This is a genomic window from Mesorhizobium sp. WSM4830 (assembly GCF_055811495.1).
In genome coordinates this window covers 97,586-107,951 of the sequence record NZ_JBVVQI010000024.1, presented here as the reverse complement: position 1 = coordinate 107,951, position 10,366 = coordinate 97,586, and the positions used below count along the sequence as shown (strand labels likewise).

Annotated in this window: 16 protein-coding genes; 9 read left to right on the top strand and 7 right to left on the bottom strand. The window is 63.0% G+C overall.

Going from position 1 to position 10,366, the window contains the following annotated elements; genetic code table 11:
• Positions 1 to 209: 209 nt before the first annotated feature.
• Both AC0L2Y_RS25835 and AC0L2Y_RS25830 read left to right on the top strand, forming a co-directional pair.
• Complete coding sequence (locus AC0L2Y_RS25835) at positions 210 to 1,037, top strand: class I SAM-dependent methyltransferase (protein WP_473560404.1); 828 nt, start codon at positions 210 to 212, stop codon at positions 1,035 to 1,037.
• A 639-nt stretch (positions 1,038 to 1,676) separates the two neighbouring features.
• The gene (locus AC0L2Y_RS25830) at positions 1,677 to 1,982 is read left to right on the top strand and encodes a hypothetical protein (protein ID WP_023675713.1); all 306 of its coding nucleotides are present in this window, start codon (positions 1,677 to 1,679) and stop codon (positions 1,980 to 1,982) included.
• Positions 1,983 to 2,034: 52 nt separating this feature from the next.
• Here the strand turns inward: AC0L2Y_RS25830 and AC0L2Y_RS25825 are convergent, their stop codons facing one another.
• From AC0L2Y_RS25825 to AC0L2Y_RS25815, 3 genes are all read right to left on the bottom strand, one after another.
• A complete protein-coding gene (locus AC0L2Y_RS25825; RefSeq protein ID WP_352490967.1) occupies positions 2,035 to 2,388 on the bottom strand; it encodes a hypothetical protein in 354 nt (117 codons plus the stop codon).
• A gap of 299 nt (positions 2,389 to 2,687) precedes the next feature.
• Positions 2,688 to 3,119 carry a DoxX family protein gene (locus AC0L2Y_RS25820; RefSeq protein ID WP_254819626.1) on the bottom strand — a complete coding sequence of 144 codons (432 nt, stop codon included), beginning with the start codon at positions 3,117 to 3,119 and terminating at the stop codon, positions 2,688 to 2,690.
• Positions 3,120 to 3,479: 360 nt separating this feature from the next.
• A complete protein-coding gene (locus AC0L2Y_RS25815) occupies positions 3,480 to 4,232 on the bottom strand; it encodes a tryptophan 2,3-dioxygenase family protein (protein WP_473560402.1) in 753 nt (250 codons plus the stop codon).
• Positions 4,233 to 4,389: 157 nt separating this feature from the next.
• On the opposite strand from AC0L2Y_RS25815, the gene AC0L2Y_RS25810 reads away from it, so the two are divergent.
• Positions 4,390 to 4,866: an Lrp/AsnC family transcriptional regulator gene (locus tag AC0L2Y_RS25810; RefSeq protein WP_473560401.1), complete on the top strand. Its 477-nt coding sequence runs from the start codon at positions 4,390 to 4,392 to the stop codon at positions 4,864 to 4,866.
• 5 nt (positions 4,867 to 4,871) lie between these two features.
• Here the strand turns inward: AC0L2Y_RS25810 and AC0L2Y_RS25805 are convergent, their stop codons facing one another.
• Positions 4,872 to 5,345: an Lrp/AsnC family transcriptional regulator gene (locus AC0L2Y_RS25805; RefSeq protein ID WP_352490963.1), complete on the bottom strand. Its 474-nt coding sequence runs from the start codon at positions 5,343 to 5,345 to the stop codon at positions 4,872 to 4,874.
• 111 nt (positions 5,346 to 5,456) lie between these two features.
• Here AC0L2Y_RS25805 and AC0L2Y_RS25800 point away from each other — a divergent pair, with 111 nt between their 5' ends.
• Positions 5,457 to 6,023, top strand: a complete 567-nt coding sequence (locus AC0L2Y_RS25800; RefSeq protein ID WP_473560398.1) for an RBBP9/YdeN family alpha/beta hydrolase — start codon at positions 5,457 to 5,459, stop codon at positions 6,021 to 6,023.
• Positions 6,024 to 6,086: 63 nt separating this feature from the next.
• On the opposite strand, the gene AC0L2Y_RS25795 is transcribed toward AC0L2Y_RS25800, so the two are convergent.
• The gene (locus AC0L2Y_RS25795; RefSeq protein WP_473560396.1) at positions 6,087 to 7,046 is read right to left on the bottom strand and encodes a prohibitin family protein; all 960 of its coding nucleotides are present in this window, start codon (positions 7,044 to 7,046) and stop codon (positions 6,087 to 6,089) included.
• Positions 7,047 to 7,168: 122 nt separating this feature from the next.
• A complete protein-coding gene (locus AC0L2Y_RS25790; protein WP_473560395.1) occupies positions 7,169 to 7,339 on the bottom strand; it encodes a hypothetical protein in 171 nt (56 codons plus the stop codon).
• On the opposite strand from AC0L2Y_RS25790, the gene AC0L2Y_RS25785 reads away from it, so the two are divergent.
• The 5 genes from AC0L2Y_RS25785 to AC0L2Y_RS25765 all read left to right on the top strand — a co-directional run bounded on the left by AC0L2Y_RS25785 (position 7,329) and on the right by AC0L2Y_RS25765 (position 9,285).
• On the top strand, positions 7,329 to 7,715 hold the full coding sequence (locus AC0L2Y_RS25785) for a hypothetical protein (protein ID WP_473560393.1): 387 nt from the start codon (positions 7,329 to 7,331) through the stop codon (positions 7,713 to 7,715). The two genes, AC0L2Y_RS25790 and AC0L2Y_RS25785, sit on opposite strands and share 11 nt — an antisense overlap.
• Entirely contained in the window at positions 7,712 to 8,020 is a 309-nt protein-coding gene (locus AC0L2Y_RS25780; RefSeq protein WP_352661393.1) for a hypothetical protein, read from the top strand. The genes AC0L2Y_RS25785 and AC0L2Y_RS25780 overlap by 4 nt, the downstream gene beginning before the upstream one ends.
• An 11-nt stretch (positions 8,021 to 8,031) precedes the next feature.
• Positions 8,032 to 8,214 (top strand): DUF3606 domain-containing protein, encoded by a 183-nt coding sequence (locus AC0L2Y_RS25775; RefSeq protein ID WP_352490958.1) that lies wholly within the window; start codon positions 8,032 to 8,034, stop codon positions 8,212 to 8,214.
• A gap of 251 nt (positions 8,215 to 8,465) precedes the next feature.
• Positions 8,466 to 8,630, top strand: coding sequence for a hypothetical protein (locus tag AC0L2Y_RS25770; protein ID WP_352661396.1), 165 nt, complete (start codon positions 8,466 to 8,468; stop codon positions 8,628 to 8,630).
• 43 nt (positions 8,631 to 8,673) lie between these two features.
• Positions 8,674 to 9,285: a hypothetical protein gene (locus AC0L2Y_RS25765; protein ID WP_473560391.1), complete on the top strand. Its 612-nt coding sequence runs from the start codon at positions 8,674 to 8,676 to the stop codon at positions 9,283 to 9,285.
• Positions 9,286 to 9,300: 15 nt separating this feature from the next.
• Here AC0L2Y_RS25765 and AC0L2Y_RS25760 read toward each other — a convergent pair whose 3' ends face one another.
• Positions 9,301 to 10,206, bottom strand: coding sequence for a S1C family serine protease (locus AC0L2Y_RS25760; protein ID WP_352564250.1), 906 nt, complete (start codon positions 10,204 to 10,206; stop codon positions 9,301 to 9,303).
• Positions 10,207 to 10,366 lie beyond the last annotated feature (160 nt).

Genomic DNA, 10,366 nt, shown 5'->3' with positions numbered 1-10,366 from the left:
CGGGTCGTTGGAGCCAATTAGCACCATACCCAGATTAGTAGCATAGCTGCCGGCACAAAGCAAGAACAAAATGTGGCACCGGCGGAAAAAAATGCACTGACGGCCTCGCACCCTCATCGGTGAACGGCTGGAAGGAGGGGCGAAAAAGGTGGGCCATTGCGTGAGACTTGCGTTGATGGGATGGTGATTGCGCTTGAGGGGAACGCGTCATGGGCAATGTCACCAGTCACTACGGCAGCGAGGGCAGCGACGACATCGTCGATCGCATATTGGCCGCGATCCCGGACGCCGACCCGGCCGGCAAACTCGCGGCCGCGCAACTCTATCCGTTCGATCAGTTCCATGGCCGCGAACTGATCGCCACGCAGGAGCATGCGGCCCGTCTTGCCCCTTCGCCGACAGATCGAATCCTGGATATCGGCAGCGGCATTGGCGGGCCGGCAAGGTTTCTGGCCTCGACCTATGGCTGCGAGGTCGACGGCATCGACCTGACTCTAGCCTTTGTCGCCGCGTCGAGCCGACTGACCGCACTCAGCGGACTGGCAGACAAGGTTCGCTTCCATCAGGCCGACGCGACGAAACTGCCTTTTGACGACAGCACCTTCGATGCGGCGATCTGCTTCTATGTCGGCATGAACATCGAGAATAAGGCCGCGGTCATCGACGAGGCCCGGCGCGTGCTGAAACCGCGAGGCAGGCTGATCTGGACCGAAGCCGTGCTCGCGGGTGGCGAGCCATACTATCCCGTGCCCTGGGCGGTTTCACCCGCGACCAGTCACCTCGCCGATCGGGAAACCTTGAAAACCCTGTTTGTCGATGCCGGATTTCGCATCGACGAAATCGTCGACGAAACCGGCGAACATGTTGAGCTGGCGCTGAAGAGAGCCAATTCCGGCATCGTGCCCTCGCCGGCCCAGCAGCAGGCAAATGAAGTCGTCATGGGCACGGAATTCCTGCAGCGCCGCCGCAACTACATCCGAAGCCTGAGTGACGGAAAGCTAGCCTCACTCGCCGTGATCGTCTCCAAACCGGCCTGAAACAAAAAACCCGCCTCGGCGGGCGGGTCGTTGGAGCCAATTGGCACCATACCCAAATTAGTAGCATAGCTGCCGGCACAAAGCAAGAACAAAATGTGGCGCGGCGGCAAAAAAATGCGATTTCCTTTGCCCGCCGCGAGGTTGTGCTCAAAAGACGGTCGCCAAGGTGGTGTTCCTTCGCGCCCCCTCTGTCCTGCCGGACATCTCCCCCACGAGGGGGGAGATCGGCAGCTTTGGCGGCAGCGCCTTTTTGCACCTACAAAATTGGCGAAAGCGGCAATGACAGCCAATCTCCCCACTAGAGGGGGAGATGTCCGGCAGGACAGAGGGGGGCGCTGTCCCGCCGACTTCACGGAAGGCAGCTCACGTAACGTTTGATCTAAAAGGAAGCCTGAAACAAAAAACCCGCCTCAGCGGGCGGGTCGTTGGAGCCAATTAGCACCATACCCAAGTCAGTAGCATAGCTGCCGGCACAAAGCAAGAACAAAATACGTTATGACTCGCAAAAAGCACGAAGACCCGTTCCTTGCCGCATCGGAAGGTGGTTGGCGAAGCACACCGGGAAGTCCGACGAGACGGCGCCGTCCGGATCAGAACAGGCATTGGCGCGTTTGAACCCTAGCCAATGGGAGCAAAGCCATGAACGTCGCCAATCTGCAACTCGAAGGCCTGCTTATGGCCATCGCATCGATCAATCAGGTCCTGGTCCGCAAGGGCGTGCTCTCCGTCGAGGAGATAGACATCGCCTTGCGCAAGGCCGAAGCCAGCGAGACCAACGAGGAAAGGTCCGAGGGCATGTCGGCGTCGAGCCGCGATGCCGTCAACTTCCCGATCCGACTGCTGGAGTTGGCCAATCAATGTCAGCCGGAGACGGACATGCCGTCCTTCTCGAAACTGGCGCGCATGGTCGGCCAGATCAAGGAACCTTACAACGACCAGATGTGACGCAGCGATCAGAACTGCCGCCGCTATCGGAACGACGCGCCAGGCCGGCAGGCTAGCGCCCCTGCAGGATCTTGATCACCTTGCTGTTGTCGGCGGTCGGTGAGGACAGCCTGCGGTAGTCCGCATAAGTTAGCCTGCCATTTGCAACGGCATTATAGAGCCGATTACAGAATGCGCTATCGTGCTTGGCGACACTGACATTCATGAACGCCGCGAAAGTCTTTCTTTCGGCGAGCGGGGTGGACCTCTCGCGTGCAATGCATTCGTTGATCGCCGTGCGCTTGGTGACAGGGCTGCCTTCAAGCGTGGCATGCATCGTGTTGAATTCGCCTTCGGTCAACGTTGTGCAGCCGGCAAGCAGTGACGCGCCGATCATGGCGGCAGCAAAACGCGTGGCGATGTTCATGAATTCCCCCTCAAGACCCGTGTCTTGCTTAGCCCGCGGAAAGTTGGAAGTACAGAGGGGAATGCAGGCGCATCTACTAAAAGCATAAACCTCGAACGCTCGTACTTTAGCTGTCGCTTTTATTGCGCTCGACCTGCGGATGGCCGGAATGACGGTACCCGGCCGCTCTCGATCGTCACGACGATGCTGATGCGGATCGTGCTGCCGATCTGGCCCTGGTCGCGGTCATAGACCCGACCGCCATTGTCGCAGCCACCCTTCTGAGCGCCTTTGCGGAACGCCGGATCCAAAATTCCGGATCACCCCCTGCCAAGCCTCAGCGCCAGGACGCGGCCCGGCCCGTGCACGGCGGCGAACAGCAGCCCGGCCAGGAAGGTGAAGTGATCGACGAAGAAGCCGAACTCCGCCTGGTTGCCGGCCCAGTGCGACGGCCCGTGGAAGGCGAAGCCCAGGAACAGCACATAGGCGCCTGCGACGAGTGCTGCCCAGGAGAAGAAGGCGCCGGTCAGGAAGCATAGGACGAGGACGACCTCGAGCAGGGCTGCGCACCAGGCCAGGAACAGCGGGAATGGAAACCCGGCCGCCGCGATATAGCCGGCGGTGGCGCCGATATCGACGAATTTGAAGATGACGGCCATCAGGAAGACGGCAGCGAAGATCAGGCGGGCGATAAGGATTGCCGCGGTCTGCCACGGCGACTGGACGGTTGATTGAGCGGTTTCCAAGGTCATGATGTCCTCCCAAGAGTTACGTGGTTGTGCCCCAAGGACGCACCACCGGCCGCAAGCCCGACATCATCCCCCGAAAAACCTGAGAGATACAAGCGCGGGGCGAGGAGGCCTTGCAGGATTGGGTTCCTCGCCCAGTGGAGGCAGGGCGCATATGGGCAAGTGCCCTCACCCGGATTGCCAACCGAATTGCGAAGGGCAATTCGGGGCAATCCGACCTCTCCCCGAGAGGAGAGGAGGTCGCCTGCGTTGGTGCCAGGCTCTTCTCCCCAGCGGCGAGAAGGTGGCCGCGAAGCGGCCGGATGAGGGGGACCCCCGTATGCGATTGCCCGCCTCTATTGGGGCGAGCAACCAGGTTCAGGACTACCTCACCTTGGCCCCTGGCTGGCTGATCGGCTCCCGCACCGTTCCATACTGGCTGCCCCAGCGGTCGGTCATCGCCCAGCGTATGTCCCAGAGTTCCGGGAAGAAGCGGTGGCGGGCGCCGGCCTCCAGCAATTCGACCGGCCGGCCTTTCAGCGATTTCGCGCCGAGGCCGATCGTGCGGTGGATGAGGTAGAGGTGGTTGGCACGGAATTTCTGGAACAGCTCGTCGAACTCGACCAGCGCTTCGGCCACGACATAGCTGTCGCCGTGATCGTAGCCGGCATCGTAGACGTCCTCGACCGAGAGGCCGCGGCCGTCGAGGTAGGACGTCTTGAAGGCTCGCCACAGATCGGGCGGCAGGCGCAGCAGCTGCTTGAAGCCCGGTGATTCCTGGCCGCTGCCATTGCCGAGCTGCAGCCGGATCTGCTGGTACTCCTTCGGCGACATGGTTTCGAGCAGGTCGAGCTGCGCCGTCATCAGCCGCATCAGCCGGTGCACGCGCGCCATCAGCGTGACGATGCGATGCGTGTCCTGCCTTTCCAGGAAATCGACGACATCGACCAGCGTGTAGGCGATGAGCTTCATCCACAGCTCCTCGACCTGGTGAACGATCTGGAACTGCAGCTCGTCGGCATTCACCATCTCGGCCAGCGGCTTCTGGCAGGCAAGCAGGCTGTCGCATTTGAGGTAGACGCCATAGTCGCGCATCTCAGGCTTTTCGATGCGGGCATAATAGTCCTGCTTATCCATGGCCATGCTCCTTGCCGCGGCCGCCGGGCCGCAGGCGCTTGTTGGATCCCGGTCGCTTGAGTCTAATCGCTTTCTTGCCGAACATTGTCCCTTTCTGTTATTCGATTGGCAGGAAACGAAGGACGAAAGTTGTCTCTGAAGCAGATTGGAAGAACGAATGATGCTGGATGCGGTCGACCGGAAGATCGTCGCGGCGCTCGAACGCGAGGCCCGCATCTCCTTTGCCGCGCTCGCCGATGAGGTCGGCTTGAGCAAGACGCCGTGCTGGAAGCGGGTCAAGACGCTGGAGGACGCCGGCGTCATCCGCGGCTACTCGACCCTGATCGACCCGGCCAAGCTCGGCTTCGGCATCGAAGCCTTCATCCAGGTGTCGATCGATTTCGAACTGTCGGACGCCTTCGAGGCGGCGGTCAAAAAGCATCCGCTGATCCGCCGCTGCCACGCCACGACAGGCGAGGCCGATTATCTCCTGCAGATCGTCACCGTCGACATGATGGCGCTCGACAGGATGCTGCGCGAGGAGCTCAGCCGGCTGCCCGGCGTGCGGCGCACGATCACCTCGATGGCGATGCGCGAGATCAAGGGCGGCATCTCGTTCGCCAATGCCGTCGGGCATACGCAGACCAAGCGATAGACCGGTCAGGCCCTGGTCATCAATTCGCGTCCCAGCCGCTTCGGTTGCTCGGCGCGCAGAACCACATTTGTCGTCACCGTGCCGTAGTGGCCGATGCTGTCGACGATGCTTTCAAGATCGGGCGGTGACGGGACCACGACCTTGACCAGAAAACAGTCCTCGCCGGTCACCCGCAGCACCTCGACCACCTCCGGCAATTGGGCGAACTTCTTCAGGCAGGCCTGGATATGCACATGCGTGGTGCGCAGGCGGATGACCGCCATGGTGCCGAGCCCGAGCGCTGCCGAATTGATCACCGCCTTGTAGCCGGTGATGACGCCGCGCTCCTCCAGCCGCTTCACCCGTTCCGAGGTGGCGGGCTGGGACAGGCCGACGCGGCGGCCAAGCTCGGAGATGCCGATGCGGCCGTCCTCCTGCATGATCTCGATGATCGCCAGATCGGTGGGATCGAGCCTTGGCCGATAATCGCTGTTTCGCATGATCGCCTTTAATCCATCGGATTTCTTCGCTGCTTTCCGATGACCTCTCATTCCGCCGCCCGGGAGAAGACCTAGAATTGCACGCGCCGCATCAGGAAAGAAGGGCTTCGCATGACCGACTTCATCATTGTGCCGGGCATCGGCGGATCGGGCAAAGCCCATTGGCAGACGCATTGGCAGCAGGCAAACCCGGCGATGCGTCGGTTCAACCCGGCGAGTTGGGACGCGCCGGATTTCGACGACTGGGTGGCTGCGCTGGACACCGCTGTAGGCCTGGCAAAGACACCACCCGTGCTCGTCGCCCATAGCCTCGGCTGTCTGCTCGTCGTACACTGGCAGCGGATCTCCACCCGCGAGATCAGCGGCGCGTTGCTGGTCGCGGTTCCGGACCCGGCGTCGCCGGCCTTCCCCTCCTCCGCCCTGGCCTTCGCCGACGCGCCGCAGCAACGGCTTCGCTTTCCGTCGCTGATTGTCGCCAGCACCAACGATCCCTACGGCTCGCTGGACTATGTCAGGGCGAACTCCGAGCGCTGGGGCAGCGATCTCCATATCGCCGGGCCGCTTGGCCACATCAATGGCGACAGCGGTCTCGGCGACTGGCCGGCGGGAACGGAACTGCTGGCGGCTTTTCTCAGGAAAACGCAAGCAATCGCCCAAGGCGCCGTGCTTCAGCCGTGACCGCACCGGGAACGGCTACCGCGCCGCCGCCCTGACCTGGTTTGTGCGCCGCGACGCCGCGCCTCAGTTCGCTGCTGCGGCGGGCGTGCTGAGTTCGAGGAACGGCACTGTCGAACCCGGGATCATCGACTTCGGCAACTCCCCGTCCCACTTCTCGGCTTTGGTCAGTTCGACCAGCAGCGGATTGTTGGCAAGTGCCGCGGCGCGGGCTTTGATGGCTTCCGCGGTCGCATCGCCTTCGACCCTGGTCTTGTAGGCGCTGGCCTCGGCTTCGGCCTTGACGCTGTCGGCGCGGCCCTTGGCCTGGGTGACGGCGATGTCGGCCTTGATCTTTTCCTGCTGCAGGTTCTGTTCCTGCTTCTGCACCTCGACCTGCGCCGTCATTCTGGCTTCGACCGCCTGCTCGTAGGCGTCGGAGAAATCGATGTTCTCGACCTGCACGCTGTCGATCATCACCGGGCCGTCGGTTACCGCCGCGATGGCCTCGGCGACATCCTTGTTGAACTTCGCCCGGTTCTGGATCACCGACACCGCGTCGTACTGGCCGAACACCGTCTTGATCTCCTGCGGTGCTTTCCTGGCAATGACACGGTCGGCCAGTGCCTCGATCGACCCGTAATTGGTGTAGACGTTGCTGACTTCGGCGGCCGGCACGTGGAAGTTGACGGTGACGCGCATGTCGGCCGGCTGCTGGTCGCGCGAATAGGCCTGCATGGCCGGCAGGCCGCTGCAATCGTTCTGGTTCTCGCAGCCCCATTTGAGCACCTGCTGGCGCAGGCTGATCTTCTCGACGCGCTGCAGCCACGGCAGCTTGAAATGCAGTCCGGGATCGACGACCGAACTCAGCGCTCCGTTGGTCAAGAGCACGCCGCGGTCGCCCTGGTCGATCGTATACCAGGACCCAAACAGCGCAAAGACGCCGAGCGCTACGATGACGAGTGCGATCAGGCCGGAACCGATCGACCCCGATGCCGCCCCCGGCTTGCCCTGCGGACGGCTTGAACTGCCTTGCGTTTCGGTCATTGCCCCACCCCAACCTGATTGCCCGTGCTGCTTTTGCCCACAATAGTGGCGGCATTGCAATCCTCCGGATACGGAAGGACCTTCGCGCCGGCCGGCCGGACCGGCGGGGTGGTTCAGGCTGGCTAGCGGATTTCCCCTGCAGTCGCGGCAGCGGGCAGGTGCGCGTTGCCTGGCGTCTCCTTCTGCCGTTCGGCATCGCTTTTGCGCTTCGGGCAATCCTCGTAGTCGTGGTCGCGCCCGCCGCAGTAGGAGCAGCATTTTGCCGGCGCGTCGGAGCGAAGCATGGTTGGCATGCACAAGAATGCACTAAACCCGACAGATTGCGAAGGCTTGCGCACCGGCAAGGTCGATTTCGCCACGGAACCGCTGCTGCCGCATGAAAGTTATCTGCTCATTGCAACCGGAGCACAGGACATGGCCGACGACCCGAACCGCTACGAGACCGGAGCGAGGAAATATCCGGCAAAGACGAGCCCCGACGCTGCCGACGAATTCTCGCAGGATGCGGCCGGCAACAAGCCACCGCCCGGCGGCATGGGATTGACCAGGCCGGCTGACGATTTCGACGACAAGACCCGGCATTCGGAGGGCCAGAACCCGCCCCGCGCAGCGATCCGGCCAGACGACAAGGCCACCGCCAAGAAGTCCGGCAAGGACGCAAGACGATGAACGTCGCCAATCTCCAGCTCGAAGGACTGATGATGGCGATCGCGGCCGTCAACAACGCGCTGGTCCACAAGGGCCTATTATCGGTCGACGAGGTCGACATCGCGTTGCGCCGGGCCGAGGCGGCGATGACCAGCGACGAGCGTCTCTATGAAGACATGTCGCCATCCAACCGCGACGCCGTCTGCTTTCCGCTCAGGCTGCTGCAGGCGGCCAACAATGCCCAGGGTGAAACCGGCGTACCGTCCTTTGCCGAACTGGCCAGGATGGTCGGCCGGACCAAGGAGCCCTATAACGACCAGATGTGATGGAGGACGCCATGGCCGACGACAAATCCAAGACCAAGCAGGATCGCAAACTGGTCTCCAGCGAAGAGCCTTACGAGGTCGCTGCTTTTGCCCGCAAATACGGCATACCGCAAAGCGAGGCCGCAACCATCATCAAGCGTTACGGCCCCTCGAGGAGGAAGCTCGACGCCCATATGGCCAGCCGCAACGCCTGATCCAAATTTTGGCGGCGGCCTCCGTTCACGCCAGAAGCGTCCCTGCCCCTGCCGCCTTGTCGAGCGTATCGGCACCATCGGCCCGGTGCGGGCCGCTGCTCGCGCGTCGCGGCTGCGGGATTCAACGCCTGGTTTTGACAGCCGCGGAATACTCTCGCGGCGCAACAACTCATTTACCTCGACACTGTACCAGTCCGGTGAGCAAAGCCGGGGGTCGGATGCAGGAACAACTATTGCGCTACGAATGTGTCATGGAGCCGAACGGCCGATGGATGGTGTGGGACATCGTTCATGATCTGCCGGCGCAATTTTCGGAAATCGCGCTGATCGGCCTGAGTCGTCGTGAAGCGGTTTCGCTCTGCCGGCTGCTCAACGAGACGAGCCGTTCCGAGATGCGGCAGAGCCGGGCCTCCTGAGAAGCGCTTGCGTCTCAGGCCTGCCCAAGCTCGGGGGATTTACATGCGATCGACAATATTCGGTCTGGTCCTGCTGCTGCCGGCCGCCGCCCTGGCGGAGCCGATCGAGACGCAGAAGATCATCACGGCGGCGACCGGCGACTGGAACGGCGACGGTGCCGCCGATCTGGCGATGATCGTCGAGACCGAGCCCGGCCATCCCATGGACCTGCATTTGTTCCTCAGGGACGGCGACGGCGATTTTCTCAGACCTGCCGGGGTCGTGCATGAACAGATTTACGGTGAATGGAAGAACTACGACCGGCCAGGCCCCGCCACATCCGACACCGAGCCAGAACTCACCGCGCTCCCCAACGGCTCGATCAAGCTCTATATCCCGGCGATGGAGATCGGCAGCGAGCGGACCAACAAGACGCTGACGCTCGCCTGGCGCAATGGCACGTTCGTCGTCGCCGGTTTCGCCTACGAGTATTGGGATTACATGGACGACAATGTTGCCGGCGACTGCGACTACAATGTGCTGACCGGCAAGGGCAAAAGCAGCAAGAAACTGGCGGACGGCACCACCAGGCAAGCGACCGTATCGGTCGAAGGCAAGGTCATCCCATTTGCGGAATGGACCCCGGGCACTGGCTTCAGCGCGTGCGGAGAGTGAGAGGTTTCGGTTGCCTCACTGCAGCGGCGGCTTCCACAGCAGGCTGTTGCGATCGGCGGACTTGACGCGCAGCCAGGTTTCGCGGCCGTCGCGCAGCACCCGGAGCGGGATCTCGGCGCCCGCCGGGCCGCTCTTCCAAAGCTTGCGATAAAAATCGGCGAGCCCGTCGACCGCCGTGTCGCGGACATCCGAGATGACATCGCCCTGGCGAAGGCCCGCCTGGGCGGCCGGACCGCCCTCGGCGACGCTCATTACCACGACCTTGCCGTCGCTCTCGGCCGAGAAGGCGCCGAGCCAGGGCCGCGGCGGCCTGGCGACCTGCCCGCGCGTCAGCAGATCGTCGAGGATGGGCGGCAGCAGATCGATCGGCACAACCATGTTGATGTCGGCGACCTCGCCGTTGCGGCTCATCTGCAGGCGCAGCGAACCGATGCCGAGCAGCCTGCCATCCGCGCCGATCAGGCCGGCGCCGCCCCATGAGGGGTGAGCCGGCGCCGTGAAGATCGCCTCGTCGAGCAGATATTCCCAATAGCCGGCGAACTCCTGCTTGGTGACGATCCGCGCCCGCACCGAGCGGCCGACGCCGTCGGCGAGCACGACGGGATCGCCGATCTTCGCCCTGGACGCATCGCCGAGTGCAATGGCGGGCAGCCCGAGCGGCGCCAGCGCCTGCACCAGGCCGAAGCCCGACTCCTGGTCGTACGCGAGCGCATGGGCGGGAACCACGCGCCCGTCCTGGTCGGCCAGCCAGACCTCCTCCGCTTCGGTGATGAGATAGCCGATGGTGAGCACCAGCCCGTCGCCGCGGATGACCACGCCGCTGCCCTCGCGGCGGGTGCCAAGTGCGTTTGCCGTGAAGGCGTCCTCCGGCACGGTGGCGCGGACGGCCACGATGGATCGCAAAAGGGGTTCGATATTCATGCTTTGGTTCCTGGCAATGTTCGCAGGCTGATATGGGCTATAGGTATGGCGCAGGTGATCAGGCGCAAGGGGCCGGCGCCGCGCCGTTCGCGCCGGGGTTTTGCAACAGCGCCGGCAGCCCTATCTGTACCTACGGCTATCCGAAGCTGCCCTATGCAAA